This window comes from Enterobacter sp. MF024, assembly GCF_005843915.1.
GTDB lineage: Bacteria > Pseudomonadota > Gammaproteobacteria > Enterobacterales > Enterobacteriaceae > Enterobacter > Enterobacter barmai.
Map to the genome: position 1 here is coordinate 180,293 of NZ_VCBB01000005.1, position 22,290 is coordinate 202,582.

15 protein-coding genes are annotated in these 22,290 nt (G+C 59.4%); 7 read left to right on the forward strand and 8 right to left on the reverse strand.

Annotation, left to right across the window (positions count from 1 at the left end):
• Window positions 1-2: 2 nt before the first annotated feature.
• Both FFB58_RS10320 and FFB58_RS10325 read right to left on the reverse strand, forming a co-directional pair.
• Window positions 3-740 carry a LytTR family DNA-binding domain-containing protein gene (locus FFB58_RS10320; protein WP_138369806.1) on the reverse strand — a complete coding sequence of 246 codons (738 nt, stop codon included), beginning with the start codon at window positions 738-740 and terminating at the stop codon, window positions 3-5.
• A 12-nt stretch (window positions 741-752) separates the two neighbouring features.
• Window positions 753-2,450: a sensor histidine kinase gene (locus tag FFB58_RS10325; RefSeq protein ID WP_138369807.1), complete on the reverse strand. Its 1,698-nt coding sequence runs from the start codon at window positions 2,448-2,450 to the stop codon at window positions 753-755.
• A 386-nt stretch (window positions 2,451-2,836) separates the two neighbouring features.
• On the opposite strand from FFB58_RS10325, the gene alaC reads away from it, so the two are divergent.
• Window positions 2,837-4,069 (forward strand): alanine transaminase, encoded by a 1,233-nt coding sequence (alaC, locus tag FFB58_RS10330; protein ID WP_138369808.1) that lies wholly within the window; start codon window positions 2,837-2,839, stop codon window positions 4,067-4,069.
• A 53-nt stretch (window positions 4,070-4,122) separates the two neighbouring features.
• Here the strand turns inward: alaC and ypdK are convergent, their stop codons facing one another.
• From ypdK to FFB58_RS10360, 6 genes are all read right to left on the reverse strand, one after another.
• Complete coding sequence (gene ypdK, locus FFB58_RS23145; protein WP_353620503.1) at window positions 4,123-4,203, reverse strand: membrane protein YpdK; 81 nt, start codon at window positions 4,201-4,203, stop codon at window positions 4,123-4,125.
• Window positions 4,204-4,555: 352 nt separating this feature from the next.
• A complete protein-coding gene (gene lpxP / locus FFB58_RS10340; RefSeq protein WP_138369809.1) occupies window positions 4,556-5,476 on the reverse strand; it encodes a kdo(2)-lipid IV(A) palmitoleoyltransferase in 921 nt (306 codons plus the stop codon).
• Between the two features lie 247 nt (window positions 5,477-5,723).
• Window positions 5,724-7,169, reverse strand: a complete 1,446-nt coding sequence (locus tag FFB58_RS10345) for a hypothetical protein (RefSeq protein ID WP_138369810.1) — start codon at window positions 7,167-7,169, stop codon at window positions 5,724-5,726.
• The gene (locus FFB58_RS10350; RefSeq protein WP_138369811.1) at window positions 7,166-7,510 is read right to left on the reverse strand and encodes a hypothetical protein; all 345 of its coding nucleotides are present in this window, start codon (window positions 7,508-7,510) and stop codon (window positions 7,166-7,168) included. The genes FFB58_RS10345 and FFB58_RS10350 overlap by 4 nt, the downstream gene beginning before the upstream one ends.
• A gap of 94 nt (window positions 7,511-7,604) precedes the next feature.
• Complete coding sequence (locus FFB58_RS10355) at window positions 7,605-10,922, reverse strand: CapA family protein (protein ID WP_138369812.1); 3,318 nt, start codon at window positions 10,920-10,922, stop codon at window positions 7,605-7,607.
• Between the two features lie 4 nt (window positions 10,923-10,926).
• On the reverse strand, window positions 10,927-11,826 hold the full coding sequence (locus FFB58_RS10360; protein WP_138369813.1) for an alpha/beta hydrolase: 900 nt from the start codon (window positions 11,824-11,826) through the stop codon (window positions 10,927-10,929).
• Window positions 11,827-11,980: 154 nt separating this feature from the next.
• Here FFB58_RS10360 and FFB58_RS10365 point away from each other — a divergent pair, with 154 nt between their 5' ends.
• The 6 genes from FFB58_RS10365 (at window position 11,981) to FFB58_RS10390 (ending at window position 22,149) form a co-directional block, all read left to right on the forward strand.
• Window positions 11,981-13,603: a Mur ligase gene (locus FFB58_RS10365; protein ID WP_353620504.1), complete on the forward strand. Its 1,623-nt coding sequence runs from the start codon at window positions 11,981-11,983 to the stop codon at window positions 13,601-13,603.
• A 9-nt stretch (window positions 13,604-13,612) separates the two neighbouring features.
• Window positions 13,613-14,305, forward strand: a complete 693-nt coding sequence (gene lapG, locus FFB58_RS10370; RefSeq protein WP_138369815.1) for a cysteine protease LapG — start codon at window positions 13,613-13,615, stop codon at window positions 14,303-14,305.
• Window positions 14,306-14,314: 9 nt separating this feature from the next.
• The gene (gene lapD / locus FFB58_RS10375; protein WP_138369816.1) at window positions 14,315-16,261 is read left to right on the forward strand and encodes a cyclic di-GMP receptor LapD; all 1,947 of its coding nucleotides are present in this window, start codon (window positions 14,315-14,317) and stop codon (window positions 16,259-16,261) included.
• A gap of 26 nt (window positions 16,262-16,287) precedes the next feature.
• Window positions 16,288-16,629: a hypothetical protein gene (locus FFB58_RS10380; RefSeq protein WP_039032618.1), complete on the forward strand. Its 342-nt coding sequence runs from the start codon at window positions 16,288-16,290 to the stop codon at window positions 16,627-16,629.
• Between the two features lie 778 nt (window positions 16,630-17,407).
• Window positions 17,408-20,683, forward strand: a complete 3,276-nt coding sequence (locus tag FFB58_RS22940; protein ID WP_205735739.1) for a hypothetical protein — start codon at window positions 17,408-17,410, stop codon at window positions 20,681-20,683.
• Window positions 20,684-20,790: 107 nt separating this feature from the next.
• Window positions 20,791-22,149, forward strand: coding sequence for a hypothetical protein (locus FFB58_RS10390; protein ID WP_138369817.1), 1,359 nt, complete (start codon window positions 20,791-20,793; stop codon window positions 22,147-22,149).
• The last annotated feature ends 141 nt before the right edge of the window (window positions 22,150-22,290 follow it).

Below are 22,290 nucleotides of genomic sequence, written 5' to 3' on the forward strand. Positions count from 1 at the left end.
CTTCACAGGTGCATCAGCTGGCGAAACTCTTTCACCTTGCTGCGACTAACCGGCACCTGAAAATCCAGATCCTTCAGCCGCAAAATGTAGGTGTTATTGAACCAGGGTTCGATCTCGCGGATCTTGTTCAGATTCACGCAAAACGAACGATGGCAGCGGAAGAAGTGGCTCGTCGGCAGTCTGGCGCAAAATTCGGTGATGTTCGTCGGCATGACGAACGACTCGCGGCGGGTATAGACGAAGGTCATCTTCTCGTGCGCTTCGGCGTAATAGATGTCGTCCATCGGCGTCACGATGATGCGCTCGTCCTTGATCAAATTGATGGTGTCATTTTCACGCGCTACCGGTGAGGCCACGACCTGCTCCGCGCCGGACTGCTGCTGCCAGGCGTGTTCCAGCTTCTGCAGCATGGTGACGATCCGCGACTCCTGATAAGGCTTCAGAATGTAGTCAAACGCTTCCAGCTCGAAGGCCTCCACCGCATGCTCTTTCCACGCGGTTACAAAGACGATAAAAGGCTTGCTGGCAAACTGGCTGATGTTCTGCGCCAGCAGCACGCCGTCCAGTGACGGAATGTTGATATCCAGAAAAATGGCGTCGACCCGGTTGTGCTGCAAAAATTTCAGCACGTCCAGGCCGTCCTCAAAGGTGCCGACGATCTCCATCTGGCTGTGTTCTTTAATCAGCCAGCTCAGCTCCTGTTGAGCGAGTATTTCATCTTCCACAATGATGACTTTCATGCGTCACTCCCTCTAAGGCAACAACAACGGCTGGGCATGAACGGCGGAGCGTTCATTCGGCACATAAAACGCGATCTCGGTTCCCGGCTCAAGGCGGCGGATATGCAGCCCTTCACCATAGAGCAGCTTAACGCGGTGATGGACATTCAGCAGACCAATTTTATTGCCGGGCATCTCGTTGGACTCCACCCGCTCAATCACTTTCGGGTCAATCCCGTGTCCGGTGTCGCGCACCGCCACCCGCACGCGGTTACCGCACTCGGCCACGCTTATCGTCACCACGCCTTTGCCCTTACGCGGCTGAATGCCGTGAACAATGGCATTCTCCACCAGGGGCTGGATCAGCAGGCTCGGAATGACGCAGTTCACCTCTTCATCGATGTCGTAGATGACCGTGAGCTTATCGCCAAACCGCGCCTGCTCAATGGCGATGTAATCCTTGATCTGATAGAGCTCTTTTTTAATGTCGATCTGCTCGTCGTCTTTCAGCTCAATGTTGTAGCGCAGATAGCGCGAGAGATTGAAGATCAACTGGCGGGCGGTGTCCGGATTCAGGCGGATCGACGAGGAGATCGCGTTCAGGGCATTGAACAGGAAATGGGGATTAATTTTGCTCTGCAGGGCGCGCAGCTCTGCCTTGTTTGCCATCTCCCGCAGCTGCTCGGCTCGGGAGACCTCCAGCTGGGTGGAGATAATCTGCGACAGCCCGACCGCCATCTCCTGTAAGGAGGAGGTAATCTGGTGCGCGTGGCAGTAGTAAATTTTGAGCGTGCCGGTGACCACCCCTTTTTCCCACAGCGGGATCACCAGCATGGAGTGGATCTCCGGGGTGCGGTGGGCTTCATCGTTGTTCTTGATGATGATCTTACCGCCGCTGATCGCCTGGCGGGTGGTGGGGCTGACGGTATCGTCGTTATCCCGGTAGTTAGCTTCCCCCACGCCCACGTAGGCCAGCACCCGGTCGATGTTGGTGATCGCCACCGCATCGGCGTCAATATCGCGGCGGATGATGTCGCACACCTGGCGCAGGGATTCGGCGTTAGTATCGCGAAACAGCGGCAGCGTTTTATTGGCGATATCCAGCGCCAGCTTGGCCTGCCGGGCAGCGCTGGCCTCTTTTTCGCCCTCCACGCTCTGCACCAGCAGCACGATAAAGCCCACGCAGACGCTGCCGAGAATCATAGGGATGCCGATCTTCGAGACGATATCCAGCCCAAGCTCAACGGTCGGCGCCCACGCCACCACCAGGATCATGGTCAGGGTTTCGCATACCATCCCGGCGATAATGCCCGCTTTCCAGTGCTGCTTTTTCGGGATCTTACGGTTAATCACCCCCGACAGCACGCCGGCAATGATACTGGTGATCAGGCAGGGGATCGCCGTCACGCCGCCGATATCAATCAGATAGCGGTGCGTCCCGGCAATAACCCCGGTGATGATCCCCACCCACGGGCCAAACAGGATCCCGCCGGACATCACGGCAATGATCCGCACGTTGACCAGCGATCCCTCTACCGGCACCCCGGACCAGGTGCTGAACAGGGCAAACATGGAGAAGATGGCGGTGACCGCCAGCAGCTCTCGCGGCGAGTGGGCAGACTTATGCAGCAGCTCGCGGAACAGGCGGATGCGGATGAGGAAGAACAGGCAAATCAGCATTAATGCCGCGCGATCGAAAACCGCCAGCAGCATATTGAATATTTCGTGCACGGGGAAACCTGGGAAAACGGGAAAGAACCATGATAAAAAACCTGACGCCCAATGACCAGTTATCCGTCCGTTTTATCAAATGGGGATAAACCATAAAAATGAAAGGGGATTGACTTCGTTGCTGCGCAAAGGGGTCTGAAGGGGAAAAATAATCCAAAAGTCGTAACTGTACTGATATTAAAATGTTAACTAAATGGCATTGAAAATGCCTCTTTTCATAATCGCTTCCCGTTTTTACCCGAGCAGAGTTCCCATTTTAGCGCTACGTTATTTTTTTATTTCTCCCCTCTCGACAAGACGAATTTTTTCAGGTTATTTTCTAAGCACGCCACATTCGTGGCGACGTCGCTCGGACGGTCCGGGCGCTAACGTAATCTGAGGAATTTATGGCTGACTCCAGTCCTGAACGCCGTTTTTCGCGTATCGATCGTCTTCCCCCGTATGTATTTAACATCACCGCTGAACTGAAAATGGCTGCGCGTCGGCGCGGCGAAGACATTATTGATTTCAGCATGGGTAACCCCGACGGCGCTACGCCACCGCATATCGTGGAAAAGCTCTGTACCGTCGCCCAGCGCCCGGACACCCACGGCTACTCGACTTCCAAAGGCATTCCGCGCCTGCGCCGCGCCATTTCGCGCTGGTATCAGGACCGCTATCAGGTTGAGATCGACCCCGAGAGCGAAGCCATTGTCACCATTGGGTCGAAAGAGGGGCTGGCGCATCTGATGCTGGCGACCCTGGACCACGGCGACACCGTACTGGTGCCGAACCCCAGCTACCCGATCCATATTTACGGCGCGGTCATCGCCGGGGCGCAGGTGCGCTCTGTTCCGCTGGTGGAAGGCGTCGACTTCTTCAACGAACTGGAACGCGCCATCCGCGAAAGCTACCCGAAGCCGAAGATGATGATCCTCGGTTTTCCGTCAAACCCGACCGCCCAGTGTGTCGAACTCGATTTCTTTGAGAAGGTCGTGGCGCTGGCGAAGCGCTATGACGTGCTGGTGGTGCATGACCTGGCCTACGCCGATATCGTCTATGACGGCTGGAAAGCGCCGTCGATCATGCAGGTTCCCGGCGCGCGCGACGTGGCAGTGGAGTTCTTCACCCTGTCGAAAAGCTACAACATGGCGGGCTGGCGTATCGGCTTTATGGTCGGCAACAAGACCCTGGTGAACGCCCTGGCGCGCATCAAAAGCTACCACGACTACGGCACCTTCACCCCGCTGCAGGTGGCGGCGATTGCAGCGCTGGAAGGCGATCAGCAGTGCGTGAAGGACATTGCCGCCCAGTACAAGCGCCGCCGCGATGTGCTGGTCAAAGGGCTGCATGAAGCAGGCTGGATGGTCGAGATGCCGAAAGCCTCAATGTACGTCTGGGCGAAGATCCCGGAGGCTTACGCCGCGATGGGATCGCTGGAGTTTGCCAAAAAACTCCTGCAGGACGCGAAAGTGTGCGTCTCCCCGGGCGTTGGCTTTGGCGACTACGGCGACACGCACGTGCGTTTCGCGCTGATTGAGAACAGCGACCGTATTCGTCAGGCGGTGAGGGGCATTAAGGGCATGTTCCGCGCCGACGGGCTGCTGCCGCAGGCCGCAAAGACCGCGCCGGAACAGTAACCAAAAAAAACAGGCGCCTCAGGCGCCTGTTTTTTTGACTACATTTTCTTTGCTCAGTTCATCATCAGGGCAAACGTGCCGACCCAGGCGAACAAAATCACTGAAAAACCCATCAAGAAATATTTCACGTTCATCGCTCCGCGTATTTCGTGATACGCATTAAAAACAGAGTCCAACTGATTATAGAGAGGTGAAGTCGGTCCAGGGCGGAAATGAGAATTATCCCCGTTTTGGCAGCGACTCCAGCTCAGAATTCTGTGCTTTCAGGTAGCCAGACGGCGCTAATGTACGCCTAAATTTCAGGAGTGACAAGGGGCATTTTTTTAAATAATTTCCACGACTTACGAGTGTCGTGGAACGGCGACAGATTGATTTCGTGGCGTAATAAATTGCCCTTCGGCAACATAGCCTGCTAACGATAAATCAGGGTGATTACAGGTGATTGAAAAGGTTAGTTTCACGCAGAAACTAACCTCTGTTCTGGGGCTAACGGTAGAGGGAAGGTTCACCGACAGGGCGGGTTTTGAAGCGGCGATGCACCCATAAATACTGCTCCGGGGCACGCATGATCTCGTTCTCGATCGCCTTGTTGATGTAAGCCGCGGCGGCCACCTCTTCCTGCGGATAGTTTTCCATCTCCGGCATGATGAACAGGCGATAGCCGCTCTTATCGGCTTTTCTGACCATCGTGACGGTGAGCATCGCCGCCTTTGAGAGGCGCTGAATCACGAATGTGCCGTTAGTGGTCGCCACATCCTTCACCGCAAAGAAGGGGGCGAAGCTGCTGCCATTGCGGCCATAGTCCTGATCCGGCGCAAACCAGACCGCTTCCCCTTTTTTCAGGGCGCTGACCAGCCCGCGCAGGTTGTTGCGGCTGATCATCGCTTTATTGGAGCGCATGCGCCCGCGCGTCTGCACCCACTCCATCAGGGCGCTGTTATGGGGACGGTAGGTCGCCATCATCGGCTGGCACAAGCCCATCACCCGGCCACCCAGCTCCAGCGACATAAAGTGAACGCCGATGACCATCACGCCGCGGTTTTTAGCCTGCGCGCGCTGCAAATTTTCCAGCCCTTCAACATCAAACAGCTTGCGTACCCGGCGATCCGACCAGAACCAGGCCATCCCCGTTTCCAGCAACGCCATGCCGATGGATTTAAAATTCTCAGTAATCAGACGTTCGCGCTCTTCGGGGGAGAGCGCCGGAAAGCAGAGTTCGAGGTTTCTGCGACCGATAGACTCCCGGCGCTTCAGAAAACGACGTGAAATACTCCCGAGAGTAGCACCCAGCCAGCTCAGCGCCGGGTAGGGGAGTTGTACGAGCAGCCACAGGACACCCAGACCAAACCACGTAAACCAGTAACGGGGGTGCAAAAGGGTGAGTGTGAATTTGCATTGAGACAAGATAAAACGACCTTTATGAAGAGTGTGTAGGTAGCGCCAGAGTGGCGTTACGCCGTACTGCTTTTATGACTCGCGTAAATACTAATGGTTCCGGGCTGTTGCCGTACATACTCATGGTCTGAAAAACGGCTGACGCCTTTGGGCGGCGTAATGTAGCACTGATATATCTTAACTGCTAACACTACTTTTTGCTCAAAAAACCAGCATTAAAATAACCAAAACAGAGGCCCGTTTTTATCCTGATGGAGACTTATTCATTACGTGTTTCATATCCAAAATCAAAGTCGAGCAGCACGTTTTGGCGTAAGGCGTGATTCAGCGGATAGCTGTAACTTTGCCCGATGCTGACGGCGTGGATCACCCGCAGCAGCGTGTCGCCACGCAGGGAGGAGGGCGCGTCGGTAATGGTCACCTCCGCCCCCTGCAACGCATGCCGCAAAGACTGATAGGCCGGAGAGGCGGTGATGCTGTTATTCATCACGCTGCACAGGCCGAGCAGCAGGCAGATCAACATTACCGGAAAGATCAGCGGATGGCGGTTGACCAGACGAACCGGGCGCCAGGGGGCGATATACAGCAGGGCGGCACTTAAGGGCAGAAGCAGCAGGTAGAGCAGTTTTGCCAGGTGGGTGAGAGCCCCAAGCAGGGAGAACATCAGCGCAATGGGGGGAACAATCACCGCCCGCGCCGCATCCTCACCCCGTTTTTCATTTTCCCCGCCCACGCCGTAGCTGGCCAGCGCTGCCTGCAGGCGAGGGAGCTGCTGATGCATGGCGTGATCAAGATGGGGGGCCTGTAGATCCTGCGCAAACTGTTTCAGGGCGTCATCTTTCGGGTATTCAGGCCTGACCCGGGTGTCCCGGGGGAGGGCCAGCTTATCACGCAGCGTGTTTTGCACCACCTCCAGCATAAAAAACGATTCCCAGTCGAGCCGGGCCGGGATCGCCACGCCGTTATAAAGCCCCTTTGTCTCTGTGGCGCTGTTATAGCCGAGATAGTCTTTATAAATTTCCCCACGCGCGGCCAGCCAGAGCTTGTAATAGCCGAGGAGACCGCCTTCCTGGACGCTGATGCTGTCGCGCAGATTTTGCCCGGCCTCCCGCTCAAGCAGCTCGTGATAGCGGCTGACCGAGCTCATCAGCAGCGGCAGCATCGCCAGAAACGCTTTCCCGGAGGGGCTGGTCCAGGTGTCACGCTGGCTGCCGTCGTCGTCAAGCGGGATCCCCTCCAGCGTCTGGTGTCCGTCAATTAACGATTGTTGATAGAGCTGGGCCAGCATCGACTTCTGGCGAAACTCGCCGGTGCTCTGCGCGACCTGGCGCTCAATCACCCACTCCACCATCTGCCAGGTCACCACGCCGGTGAGCAGGCACAGCGAAAACACCATGCCGGCCACCCAGGGGGCGGGAAACTCAACGCCGCGTTTTTTCAGCCAGGCGTTACCCGCCAGCACCAGCTGAAACACCAGCAGGGCAGCGGCGATGGCGGTTAATGCCCGCCCGTAGCGCTCCATGCTGTGGATGTCATCGGGTGTGGAAAGACTGCCCACCAGATCGAGCAGGCGCGAGTTAAACGCCAGCTCGCAGATGAGGTAGGTAAGAGTAAGGAGAATAACCAGCGCGTTTTGCCACAGCGGCAGCGTCGGGCGCTTAATATCCGCCCGGCTTTCCAGTTCACCGACAGCGCGTTCCGTCATGATTTAAGCTCCAGGCTGGTCTGACGGGTAACAGCCGGCTGCCAGATCTGCTCTGGCAATGAATTGTCCAGCACCGGCAACGCCCGTGGCGCTGACTGTTCTGCGGCTTTGACCGACGGCCGTTTTTTGACTTTTACCGGCGGCGAGGGGGCTTCTTCTGGCGCGCTGAGGAAAGGTTCAGGTGCGCTATAGGCGGGCTGCACAGGTGCGGGGAGAACATACTTCGGCGCCACGCGCGCCCGGCTGGGGTTTTTATCATGGGAAGCACAACCGCCTACGCCCAGCAGCAGCGCTAACAACACCATCCCACAGCGGGGCATTTTTTGCAGTGGCACGCTCATCAGTAGGTCCTGACTCTGTCGCACAGCGAAGTGACGTCTTTTAACTGTAATCGGGAATTTTCATTCAGGTAGCTGTATCGCTTAAAAATTCTGCTTACTGTTCTACATACGCATCCAGCGTCATGATCAGCTTGTACTCTCCTTCTTCACATACCGCGCGCCAGCCCGCGCCGGAGGCTTCCTCCCGGATAATGGGCATTCCCTGAGCGGTCAGGTGTGCGATCAGATCGGTGAATTCAGCCTCGTTAACCGGGCGGGGCTGCCAGAAGGTCTTTTTATTGTCGGTCAGGATCGGCAGGAGCTGGATCTGCGGCACCTGTTCGCCAAGCAGCAGGCGGACGATAAAACCATACGGCGGCATACCGCGTTCCCGATACTCGCCGTTACTGTTAAACACCCCGTTGCCGATGCTGTAGAGCACCAGGCTTTCGCCGAGGCGGGCCGCTTCGCCGGGCATATGCGGCCCGGAACCGATAATCAGATCCGCTCCGGCCTCGCTCAGGCGCTGCGCCAGGGCACGCTGTCCCGCCGTCGCCCAGCGGTAGTCGAGCCCCCAGTGGGCAAGCACGATGGTGGTGGCCGGGTTGGCGCTGGCCTTCTCCAGACGCAGCTGTTCCGTCAGCCCACCGCTCAGACAGGCGACGCCCGCCCGGCGCGGGCGGGCATAGAAGGCGCACTCCTGCTCCATAAAGCGTCGGTACCAGTAGGCGCTAAAAATCTTGTACTGCCTGTCGCCTACCGACAGCACCAGCGGGGCGTGTGCCTGCTGGGCATCGAGTCCGGCCCCGATTGTGGTGATGCCCCCGTCGCTAAACGCCGCCAGCGTGCTGTGCAGACCCGGCAGTCCGGCGTCCATGGCGTGATTGTTGCCCAGCGCCACCGCGTCGATGCCCTGTTTGCGCAGGGCCGCAACAGAGGCCTGCGGATCCCCGGCCAGGCAGAATGTTTTTCGGCCTTCCGGGCTGGCGCTCAGGTCGGTGGCAAGGGCCGCTTCGAAGTTGGCAAGGGTAAAATCGCTGCCGCGCAGCAGCGGGGCGATGCCTGCAAAGCTGTGATCGTATCCGTAGCGTTGCAGGGCATCGTCGATACCGCGCCGCTGACGCTTGCGGGTGTACCACTCGCCAAAATAGGTGTCCCCCAGCAGGGTAATTGTTGCTGCGGGTTTGTCGATCTGGCGTTCGACGGGGACCGGTGCAGGCTGCGCGCCATCCGCCCGGGAGAGCAGCTCATCCAGCAGATAGTCGAGATGGAAGGCGTCATCCGCCCCGGCGGCGCAGGCCAGCCAGAGATCGCCCGCGACCCACTGCAGCGCAAAGCCCCAGCGTCCGGCACTGAATTGCCCCCAGGCGCTGCCGTTGCTGTGCAGGTTGGCGGTTTTACGGTACACGTGCTCGCCGATGGCCGCCTCGTGCTCAGCAAACCACGACAGCAGGTGCGGGTAGCGCAGGTAGAAATGGTACAGCAGCCTGGCGACATCCTTGAGCGTGGTGCGCTGGCCGGGACGCGGGCGGCCGGAGACGTTATTGATGTGGGTATGCGCCATCGCCCGCTCACCCATCAGCTCACGGAGCTGCGTCAACGCCCGGGCGCTGCTGCCTGCCAGCTGTTCCGCGATGTGAATGGCAGCGTCGCAGGCGTTATGAATCAGCATCCCCTGCAACAGCGACTTCAGGGTCACCGTGCTGCCCGGCGGCAGGCCTAGCGCCGGGTTACCCTCCAGGACGTGGGCGGCGATGCCGTGCATTTCAACAGGCGTTTCAAGGGTCATCTCTTTCATCAGCAGCCGCTCCGCCACGCAGGTGGTCAGCAACAGCTGGCTGAGATAGGTCGGCGCAAAGATGCTGTCGCTCAGTTCGGATACCCGCGTTTCGCCGGTGGCGAGATTCATCAGCAGGCGGGCGGTCTGCTCTTTTTTCAGGGCTGGTGGCGCAGCGAGACGGGTTTTCAGCAGGCTGATGACGCGGTTGAAGTCAGAGTTGCGCACGCTGCCTTTGACCAGCACGATATCGCCGTCGCGTAGCGTCGGTGCCGCGGCATCCACCAGCGTCTGCGCAGTGCGGAAGTGGCCGCCGCGAATCGTCTCCGGCAGGGCACCGTGCAGGGCTGCCATCTCCTCTCCGTGCAAAAATGCCTTCCCGCAGCCCGCCGCCAGCAACGGCTCCGCCAGCGAGCGGTGGATCGCGTCGGACTGGTCGCCGAGGTTGACGATCCGCCCCAGCAGGGCAACCACCCGACCACCGCTTTCCCGGGCGCGCTGCCCGGCCACCTCGAAGGCGTTGAGCATGGAGAGGTATTCGGCGTTATAGCTGTCGTCAATCAGGGTAACGGCCCCACCGTCCGGCAGCGCGAGGCGGGTAATACCCATATGCTGGCCGTCGCTGTGCCAGGCTTCAAGGTTGGTGACGATCTCCGGCAGGCTCACCCCGAGCAGGTCGGCGGCGATAAGCGAGGCCACCGAGTTAAGTGCAGCCCCCTTGCCCGGCACGGCCAGCCGGTAACTCAGGCTCTGCTGGCGAAAGTTGAGGGTAATCAGGCTGCCGTTGCCATCCGGGGTAAACGCCGTAATGCGCGCGTCTGCGCCAGGATGAAAACCGTAGCTGATGATGCGGGCCCCGTCGCGGGTGACGCTCGCGGCCAGGGTCTCATACCCGGCCATATCGCGGTTCAAAATGGCGCAGCCGCCCGGGATCAGGCCATGGCTGATGCGTGCTTTAAAGCGGACCACGTCCTCAAGAGAGGTAACGTTCTTCCCCACCTGGGTCATGCCGATTTCAGTAATGATGACGATATGCGGCTTGATGCGCGGGCCGATCCCGCCGTTGCGCATCCACAGGGCCGAGATCGCCACTTCCATCACCACCGCCTGCGGGTTGCAGACGGTCCGGGCCAGAGTCACCGAGGCGCCGGTGCGGGTGTTGTGGTTGCCGTGACTCGCCACCACCGACATGCGGGTTGCCAGAATGCTCTCCAGCATCTCTTTGGTGGAGGTTTTCCCTACCGTACCGGTGATCGCCACCAGCTTACCGTCCAGCCGTCGCCGCGCCTCTTCCCCCAGCCACTGCAGCGCCTCATAGCTATTGCCGACCACCAGCTGGGGGAAGTCTGGCGGCAGCCCGTCAACCCTGCGCTGAACAATCGCCCCGCAGTAGCGGGAGGCGTGGCGGGAAAGCGAAAGATGGGTATCGTTCCAGCCCGCGTAAATGCCGGTATTGCCGGAGCCCTGCAGCCAGGTGTCGGTATCCATGGCAATAAACAGGCAGGGACGGGTGGGCGGCGTCTTGTCATGAAAAATGGCGATGTCGCAGGCCTGCCAGCCTGCCTCCGGTCGATTGTGCCAGACGCTACCGGGCAATTTTTCGAGGTCGGCGGTGGTCCATCCCCGGCGTGGCGTCTCAGCACCTTGCTGACTCATGAGCTTATTCCTGCTTTTTTGTGGCGTATCCGCGCTGCGGACAAAGATGAATGGCGGTGATCCCGGCGTTACCCTTCAGATCGTGGTAGTGCGGCGGGACAGCGGGGCGTTCGAGCAATTCCACCCGATGGCCGTGCTCGCGCAGCGCAGCGGCAAAGCGTGCCTGCAGATCGAAAGGCGTAGTGCGATCCTGCGGGTTACCGATCACCAGGATCAGCCGGAAGGGATCGGCGGCGATCCCGCTGATATGGTCGAGCGGGTCCCAGGGGTGAGGAAGTCCGGTATTGTCCAGCCCAGGGGCAGGGGCTTCACCGCGCCGCTGGCGAAGGCGCTGCGCCCGCTCCAGTATTCCCCAGGCGCCGGAGGTAAGCACCGCGCAGTCGATATCCCGGCGACCGGTGGCTAACAGCGCCGACGCGGCGGTTGCGCCCCCGCTGTGTCCGCTCAGAATAAAGCGTTGAATACCGTAGCGGGCTTTGATGGCATCGAGGGCGGCATCTATCGCCTGGAACTCTTCTGCCTGACGACGGTGATAATGGTTGCCGCTGGAGCCGTAGGTGCCGGGGCGGGCGATAATAATCGTGGGCAACCCGGTCTGGCGCAGGATGGCCCGGGCCTGACGGCGCTGATCGGCTGCGGTATTGCCGGGGATGGATTCGGGTGGGCGCTTAATCTGCGAGACGCGATCGCCCTTTAATATCACGACTACCAGCGGGGCGGCCTGAAGGTCGCCAGCGCTGAAATAGCGCATACAGGCATTGCCGTTAGGGGTGCGCACCCACAGGGCATCGTTACCGGTCGGGCAGTGCTGTCGGGAGGCCGGTTGGTTCCACAGCAGCGGCGTATCAGCGTAAGCAAAAACGCTGACCAGCAGCAGGATCCATACCGCGAAACATCGACTCAAAACACCGCCCCGGGAGAAACAATAGACATACAGAATACACATCTTGTCATACATAATGGTATCATCGATTAAGATTTTTCTGACAGGGTTTCCTCAGGCGTTATCAGGAGTACAAATGCCGCTCAGCCAATTACTGGCGCAAACCCGCCCGGCGATGGAATTGCTGGACGTCGCGCCCAAACCGTCGATCTGCCCCGCCTGGGCGATCTTTTTTAGTGCTTCCGACAGCCAGAGCCGTGCGCATATTGTGCAGGGGTGCGGCGACACCTTCGATCAGGCCTGGCAGCAGGGCGCACAGGCGCTGCAGCAGTGGCAGCGAAAGAGCGGCACCGAGGTTTGCTGGCTGCGGGTAGATCTTGTCGATAAAGTACAGGCCCTGCGCTGGGATAACCTGCAGGCGCGTTTAGCCAAAACCAAACGTAACTATTTTCGCTTTGGCCTGAGCCTGGATCCGGCGTTTCGCTACGCGATACTGGAGCAGGAGATTGCGGCCAACGCGCTGCTCTACCACGGCGACCACGGCGTCGCCACGCCCAATGCCAACAACCTGGCCCATTTCTCCCGCCGCCGCTTCGGCGCGCTACTGACATGGCCGGAGCAGCCTGACCAGACGATCTGGCGCTTTACCACCCAGGCGCTGTTTTGCGACGGCGAGCGGCTGCTGCCCATTGAATCAACCGGGCGTAACAGCGGCTACCGCCAGCTTCCCGACTGGCAGGCGACGGCGCTGGAGCCGATGATCGCCTCCGCCACCGACTATCTTGCACGCCAGATTACCCCTTCCGGGCGCTACCAGTACGGCTGGTTCCCCTGCTTCGATCGCGCTATTCCGACCTATAACGCCCTGCGTCACGCCAGCTCCACCTATGCGCTACTTGAAGGGTGGGAGGTCACACAGCAGCCGGAACAACGAGCGGCCATCGAACGGGCGCTGCAGGATCTTTGCCGCAGCTTTATTCGCACTTACCGGCTTCCCAATGGCAGTGACGCCGATTTCCTGGTGGATACCGGGGATGAAATTAAGCTTGGCGGCAACGCGGTGTGCATTCTGGCGATGGCGAAATACAGCGAGCTGACCGGCGATAATCAGTATCTGGCGCAGATGGCGCGGCTGGCGAACGGGATCGGCTATATGCAGGACCGTAAGACGGGCGGGTTTGTCCACGTACTGAACGCCGGGGATCTCTCCCTGAAGGCGGAACACCGCATTATCTATTACGACGGTGAAGCGGCGTTTGCCCTGATGCGTCTTTACGGCCTGACTCAGGCCCCGCGCTGGCTGGAGATGGTCGAGCGGGCGATGGATCATTTTATTGCGCAAAAGCACTGGCAGGCTCACGATCACTGGCTCAGCTACTGCGTCAACGAGCTGACGCTCTACCGGCCGCTGGAGCGTTACTATCAGTTTGGGCTGGATAACGTGCGCGACCACCTCGACTTCGTGCAGAACCGCGTCACCACGTATCCCACCCTGCTGGAGCTGATGATGGCGGCGTCGGGGATGATTGCGCGGCTTGAAACATCGCCGCATAAGCATCTGCTGGCGGGCTTTGATATGGCGGTATTCAACGAGGCGCTGGAGACCCGCGCCCGCTATCTGGCGAACGGCTTTTTCTGGCCGGAACTGGCGATGTTCTTCAAAAATCCGCCACGCATTGTCGGCAGCTTTTTCATTCGTCACCATAGCTACCGGGTGCGGATCGACGACGTTGAGCACTACCTTTCCGGCTATGTCGCGTACCTTAAGCGCTGGCTTGCCCGGTCAGGCGAGAAGTAAGCCAGCGCCATGCGGCTTTCTCGTTCCCGTTTCGTGAGCTGTCGACGCTGGCTGTCGCTCTGGCTGGTGGTATTGCTGGTTATCTCCCCCGGGCTTGGCGCCGGGTGGGATTTCAGCGCCATCAGCACCCGTACCGAACGGCTGTATGGCCCGGCGACCCCGGCCGCCCGGCAGCGGATTGACGAGTGGGCCGCCTTGCTTAAGCAGCCGTCTCAGGGATCGATTCAGGACAGGCTAAACCGGGTTAACCAGTTTTTTAACGCCCGCATGGCGTTTCGCGATGATATCGTCGTCTGGAAGCAGCAGGATTACTGGGCCACGCCGATTGAGTTTTTACGTCAGGGGGCAGGGGACTGCGAGGACTTTGCGCTGGCGAAATATTTCACCCTGCGCGAAATGGGCGTTCCGGCAAACCAGTTACGTATTACCTATGTTAAGGCACTTGAACTGAACCAGGCGCACATGGTGGTGACATGGTATTCCACCCCCACGGCGATCCCGCTGGTTCTGGATAATCTGAAAACCGCCATCTTGCCGGCCACACAGCGAACCGACCTGCTTCCGGTTTATGCGTTTAACGGCGAAGGGCTGTGGCTGCCGCAGTCCGGCGGCAACAAACGCGTGGGTGACAGCAAAAGGCTCTCCCGCTGGCAGGATCTTCTCACCCGAATGCGTGCAGAAGGATTTGTAATTAATGAATAGGATAGGGCCATGTCTCTTTATAAACAGCTTCTGATAGGCATCTGTTTATTTACGCTCGTCATTTTCTGCGGCAACTTTTTCGTTACCCTGGAAAGCTCACGGGATCAGTACCGCAATCAGCTCAGCGCCCACGCGCAGGACGCGGCGACGGCGCTGGGCCTCTCCCTGACGACCCATATCGACGATCCGACCATGACCGAGCTGATGGTGAACTCCATCTTCGACAGCGGCTATTTCTATCGCATTCGCGTGGTGGACATTCAGACCAATAAACCGATCTTCGAGCGCAGCGACATTCCCCAGAGCACCCGCGTGCCGCAGTGGTTTGTGCGGATGGTGAACCTCAGCCCCGGTGAAGGCGATGCCATTGTGATGCGGGGCTGGACCCAGGCCGCCCGGGTGGAGGTGGTCAGCCATCCGATGTTCGCCCTGGCCCGCCTGTGGAACAGCATCGTCGCCAGCTTTTTATGGCTGATCGGCTGCAGCCTGCTGTTTGTGCTGGCGGCTACGCTGATGTTAAGCCGCGCCCTGCGTCCGCTTAACTATATTGCCGGACAGGCGATGGCTATCTGCCGTCGCGAGTTCCTCAACATTCAGGCGTTGCCGAAAACCCCCGAACTGCGCCGGGTGGTGGATGCCACCAACATGATGGTGACGCAGCTCAAGGTATTATTCAGCGAGCAGGCCCGGCGCACCGAAGCGCTGCGTCAGGAGGCCTATCACGACAGCCTGACCGGCCTGAGCAACCGCCGGGCATTTGACATGCAGTTGCAGTCTCGCCTGAGCGATGAAGAGAACGCTGCCGGTCATATTATGCTGCTGCGGGTGCAGGATCTGATGGGCCTGAACCAGCGTCTTGGCGGAGCCAAATCTGACCAGCTGCTGGTGGCGGTGGCGGATATTCTGAGCGGCCTGCAGCGCAACTATTTCCACAACGAGGGCTTTTTAGCCCGCGTGCGCGGCGGGGAGTTTGCCATTATCGCCCCGCAGATCCTGGGCCAGGATCTCGATAATCTGCGCAACACCCTCAGCACGCAGCTGAAGGCGCTTTCTGAGATGGGCATGAGCGACGTGACGCCGGTGGCGCACTTCGCGCTGGTGCCGTTTAACGTTGGCGATACCCCGCAGGCGGTGCTGACCCAGGCGGACCAGGCGCTGGCGAGAGCCGAAACCGAGATGCGCATCTTTGCCACGCCCGATACCGCAGCGGATACCGGGAGCGAAGAGGATCATCACAGCTGGTACACCCGTCTTGATGCGGTGCTGACCCGCGGTGGCTTCGAGCTCTTCTCGCAGCCGGTTTACGAGTGCAATAACCGGCATGTGGTGCTGCACCATAAGATCCTCGCCCGCATCAAAACCGAGGAGGGTGAGCTGGTGCCAGCGGGGCGCTTTATGCCGTGGATCCACCGCCTCGACCTCAGCCGTCGCATGGACATCGTGATGCTCCAGCAGACCCTGGGTGAGCTGGCAAAATCGCCGCGCCCGCTGGCGCTCAGCATCAGCGGTGCCAGCGTCGCGGACGATCAGAGCCTCAACGCCCTGTTGCAGCCGCTGAAAAGCGCGCCGCAGCTGGCGAACTGGCTGACGCTTGAGCTGGATGAGAATGAACTGCCCGACGTCGAGCGGGTGAACGTGCTGGTCAGTCGCCTGAAGGCGCTGGGTTGTCGTCTGGGGATCCAGCATTTTGGAGGACGCTTCCACCTTATCGGCAATTTACCGCAATGGGGTCTGGCCTGGATTAAAGTTGATGGCAGTTATATTCGCGATATAGACAGCGAAGACGATAAAAAACTGTTTATTGAGGCAATTTACTGGGCCGCCCGCCAGATTAATCTTCCCTTAATTGCCGAGCGCGTGGAAACAGCGGGCGAACTGGCGACCCTCGAAAAAATGGGGTTATATGGCGCGATGGGGCGCTATTTCGCTGATGCCAGTACGCTGGGTGGAAATTAACCGCAAAGGCTAATGAGAGGCTGAAAATGTATTACTTAGAACGCGATACGGAAAGACGAATAATTCGGGTGGAACTGACACCTTTTCCCGCAATGACGGAACAGCACGATCTCTGTACGCCTGAGATTGACGAGTGGTTGCGCCAGCGCGATACCCGAGAAGCCACGCTGTATCAGCTGCGGCAAAGCGACCTTGAGATGGTGCGTGTGCTGGAGGATCTGATCGAGGTGCTGATGAGCAAAGGGGTGATCACCATCACCGACCTGCCGCCAGCCGCACAGGCCAAACTCACCAGCCGTGCGCAGGCGCGTCGCTCGCTGAGTGGGCTGGAGGGATTAATTGCCGATGACGATGAAGGCCTTATTTAGCCGTTATTATTACGTGACTAAATTAATCAGCACGAAATAGAGGGTTATTTTTCACACTCCCCTATTTTGATAGTGCTGACCTTTTTCGATTCCTGTTTATTCATGGCATCTATTAATATCCTGCTCTGACCTGAATCTGAATCAATAAATCAGCGGCAGAAAGGCGTATCGTAGTTATAGTTGCACAGCGAATTATCAATACAGATTAAATACTCTTTTCGCATTCTGAGCCTGAGCAATGGATGAATTGGGCGAGAAAAAGATTGAGGGAGACAATATATGAGTGGCGTATCCGGGATCGTCAAAGCCGTAATCGGACAAGTATTTGCCGTCAGCCCTGACGGCAGCAAGCGTTTACTGACCGAAGGCGACCGCGTTCTCGAAGGAGAACAAGTCCAGACGGGAGCGACTGGCGCAATTACCTTATCTCTGGCGGACGGTAAACAGCTGGATCTGGGCCGTGACACCCAGTGGGACAGCTCAGGGCACGTCGTCACGCCAGACGCGGCGGCCCAGCAGCAAGATATTGCTGCCATCCAGCAGGCAATTGCCGACGGGCAGGACCCGACGCAAACCCTGGAGGCACCAGCTGCAGGTCCACAATCCGGTAACACTGGCGGCGAGCCAGGCGGCAGCGGCGGCGGGTCACATACCCACGTCGTGCTCGATCTTACCGCTGAAATTGTTGACCCCAATGCGGGCTACCCAACGGTCGGGCTTGATTTCCCCGACGACGAACCCCCGGAAGAGTTAACGCTGCTCGACCCTGACGATTCTGATGCGGACGCGGATTCTGATGCCGATGCTGATGCCGATGCCGATGCCGATTCTGATGCAGATGCTGATGCTGACGCCGACGCCGACGCGGATTCGGATTCGGATTCTGACGCCGACGCAGATGCCGACGCCGATGCGGATGCCGATGCCGATGCTGACGCCGACGCGGATGCGGACGCCGATTCCGATGCCGATGCAGATTCTGATTCTGATGCCGATGCCGATGCAGATGCTGATGCGGATGCTGATGCGGACGCCGATGCCGATGCCGATGCGGACGCCGACGCGGATGCAGATGCGGACGCTGATGCCGATGCGGACGCTGATGCCGACGCGGATGCGGATGCAGATGCCGATGCCGATGCTGACGCCGATTCCGATGCAGATTCTGATGCCGATGCGGATGCGGATGCAGATGCTGATGCGGATGCAGATGCAGATGCTGATGCTGATGCGGACGCCGATGCGGACGCCGATGCGGACGCCGACGCGGATGCCGATGCGGATGCCGATGCGGATGCGGATGCGGATGCAGACGCCGATGCGGATTCTGATGCCGATGCGGACGCCGACGCGGATGCGGATGCAGATGCCGATGCCGATGCTGACGCCGATTCCGATGCCGATGCCGATGCCGATGCAGATTCTGATGCGGACGCCGATGCCGATTCTGATGCCGATGCCGATGCCGATGCCGATGCCGATGCCGATTCTGACGCGGATGCTGATTCCGATGCGGATGCTGATTCCGACGCGGACGCCGATGCCGATTCTGATGCGGACGCCGACGCCGACGCGGATGCGGATTCTGACGCCGACGCTGATGCGGATGCGGATTCTGACGCCGACGCTGATGCGGACGCTGATGCCGATGCAGATGCCGATGCCGATTCTGACGCGGATGCCGATGCTGATGCGGACGCCGATGCTGACGCCGACGCGGACGCCGACGCGGACGCGGACGCGGATGCAGATGCCGATGCTGACGCCGATTCCGATGCAGATGCCGACTCCGATGCGGACGCAGATGCGGATGCGGATGCGGACGCAGATGCGGATGCGGATGCTGATGCGGATGCAGACGCCGATGCCGACGCAGATGCAGATGCTGATTCCGATGCCGATGCCGATGCCGACGCAGATGCAGATGCTGATTCCGATGCCGATGCCGATGCCGATGCTGATGCTGATGCTGATGCGGACTCCGATTCTGATGCAGACGCTGACGCTGACGCCGACGCTGATGCAGACGCTGACGCCGACGCGGATGCAGACGCTGACGCCGACGCGGATGCAGACGCTGACGCCGACGCGGATGCAGACGCTGACGCCGACGCGGATGCAGATGCAGATGCGGATGCAGACGCCGATGCCGACGCTGATGCAGACGCTGACGCCGACGCTGATGCAGATGCAGATGCGGATGCTGACGCCGATGCGGATGCGGACTCCGATTCTGATGCAGACGCTGACGCTGATGCGGACGCCGACTCCGACTCTGATGCCGACGCCGACGCCGATGCAGATGCCGACGCGGATGCGGACGCCGATGCGGATGCAGACGCCGACGCCGATGCGGATGCGGACTCCGATTCTGATGCAGACGCCGACGCCGACGCTGATGCCGACGCGGATGCAGATGCCGACGCGGATGCGGACTCCGATTCTGATGCAGACGCCGACGCTGATGCCGACGCCGATGCAGATGCCGACGCGGATGCGGACGCCGATGCGGATGCAGACGCCGACGCCGATGCGGATGCGGACTCCGATTCTGATGCAGACGCCGACGCTGATGCCGACGCCGACGCCGACGCAGATGCCGATGCCGATGCCGACGCAGATGCCGATGCGGATGCCGACGCGGATGCCGACGCGGATGCAGATGCGGACTCCGATTCTGATGCTGACGCAGATGCCGACGCCGATTCTGACGCGGATGCTGATTCCGATGCGGATGCCGACGCCGATGCGGACGCAGACGCAGACGCAGATGCGGATGCGGATTCTGATGCCGACGCGGACGCCGATGCAGATGCAGATGCCGACGCAGATGCAGATGCGGATGCGGATGCGGATTCTGATGCCGACGCGGACGCCGATGCAGATGCAGATGCCGACGCAGATGCAGATGCGGATGCGGATGCGGATTCTGATGCCGACGCGGACGCCGATGCAGATGCAGATGCCGACGCAGATGCAGATGCGGATGCGGATGCGGATTCTGATGCCGACGCGGACGCCGATGCAGATGCCGACGCTGATGCAGATGCTGACGCTGATGCAGATGCTGATGCAGATGCTGATGCAGATGCAGATGCTGACGCTGATGCAGATGCTGATGCTGATGCAGATGCTGACGCTGATGCAGATGCTGACGCTGATGCAGATGCAGATGCTGACGCTGATGCAGATGCAGATGCTGACGCCGACGCGGATTCTGATGCCGATGCCGATGCCGATGCCGATGCTGATGCTGATGCCGATTCTGACGCGGACGCTGATGCGGACTCCGATTCTGACGCTGATGCGGATGCGGACGCTGATTCTGACGCGGATGCTGATTCCGATGCGGATTCCGATTCTGATGCAGACGCTGACGCAGATGCGGATGCGGACTCCGATTCTGATGCGGACGCGGACGCCGATGCCGATGCAGATGCAGATGCTGATGCCGACGCGGACGCGGATTCTGATGCCGACGCCGACGCCGACGCCGACGCTGATGCAGATGCCGATGCCGATGCAGATGCCGATGCAGATGCAGATGCCGATTCTGATGCCGATGCGGATGCCGATGCCGATGCCGACGCTGATGCCGACGCAGATGCAGATGCTGATTCCGATGCCGATGCGGATGCGGATGCGGATGCGGATTCTGACGCGGACGCCGATGCCGACGCTGACGCCGACGCGGATGCGGATGCAGATGCCGATGCTGACGCTGATGCAGATGCGGATGCCGATGCGGATGCGGATGCGGATGCGGATGCCGATGCGGATGCCGATGCGGATGCTGACGCTGATGCGGATGCTGATGCGGACTCCGATTCTGATGCAGACGCGGACGCTGATGCCGATGCTGATGCCGACGCCGATGCGGACGCGGACGCAGATTCTGATGCTGATGCCGATGCCGATGCGGATGCAGATGCGGACGCTGATGCCGATGCAGACGCTGACGCGGATTCTGACGCAGATGCTGACGCCGACGCCGATGCAGATGCAGATGCAGATGCTGACGCGGATTCAGACGCCGACGCCGACGTCAAACTAACCGTCACCGTCACCCCGGGCAATAAAACCTCCGAGACAACGGACGACAAGATCATCCACGTTAACGGCGGTAGCGGCGATCCTAACGGTTACGACATCCAGAACGGCGTGATTGTGGCCATCGGCAGCAACGTGCACGTCTGGCTGACTCCGGATAGCCCGGATGGCAAGATCCCTGGCGACTTCGTGCCTAAGGCCGATAGCCCGGATCAGATCCACTACTACAACAGCCAGGGTAACGCCAACGCCAACAACGGCGACAAAACCTACACCGATATTTTTGTGGTCGGGGATCACACCGGGGGTTACTACCAGCAGGGCGACTGGCCGGAGGATAAATATGAGTTCAGGCCGGTCAACGGTATTACCGGCAACCAGGGCGTACCGCAAAGCGAGGCGGGTAAGGACTATATCTTTGTCCAGGGTAATGAGGCTGACTACACCGTCACCGGGGTCGAACATCCACAGAATGGTAAGAACAATGACATAGACAACCTGCATATTGTCGATAACGAGACCGGGAAATCACCGTTCCATAATGCCAACGGTATCGAAGGGGTCGTATTTGGTGATGGCCCGTCTTCTGAGCTCGGCGGCAATACCACCGTCAGCTACACGGTAACGCTGAACCTGGATGTCAATCTCGAAACGTCGGACAGCAGCGACCACCTTAACAGCATCACGCTGAGCGGGATCCCGGAAAACGCGACCTTTACCGGCAACTATGCGGACGTCAGTTACAACGCTGAGGATAAGACCTACACCCTGACCTTTGATAACGACACCTCGCACTTCAACGGCCAGGTAAGCGTTGAGCTGCCGGACGGTAAGAGCGATTTCGGGGAGATTGGCCTCGAAGTGGACTCTACCGCTGCCGATCGGCATGAAACCGACTTCACCGTCGACGGCAAAGAGGGCGGGACCTTTGTCAGTGGATCCCACGGCGGGGAAGAGCACGCCGATGACAACGTGGACGATCATCCGCTGATGGCCGCACACAGCGTTGAGGAGCATCATGCGGACAGCGACAGTGATGAGAATCAGAAGCAGGCGCACAGCAGCCTGACGGCTGATGACCATGACGCTGACCACAGCCTGGCGAGCGCGGATCACGCCGCATCGTTAATCGATGACGACAATCTGCTGCTCAGCACCACGGCGGCGGATAATAGCCTCACGCCGACGGCCTCGGCCGATCACGCGGATGCTGCGCAAAGCGAGACCCTCACGCTCCAGAGTACGGATCAGCAGGAGCAGCTGAACTTCAGCGATCTGATCCATGACGAGGAGCACAACGATCTCAGCACGCTGATCCAGGCGGGGCCGCAGAGCGACACGGCGGATGGCCCGGCGGAAGTCGAGCATGTTCCCGCTGAAGGCGGCGAGATCGCCGGAACCGATGGCTATGACGGCGGTAACGACGCGATGCTCGATAACCTGATCGCCAAACCGGAAGATCATGCCTGACAGGTCGCCGCGCAGGGGCAGTCTGGCTCTGCGCGGCACACATTATTCAGATCAGACGACGGATCCCGTCTGACCGCAAAATCGCAGGACGCATTTTTTCCCTCGGTCTAATGGGATTTTCTCTGGTGGATATTGACCAAC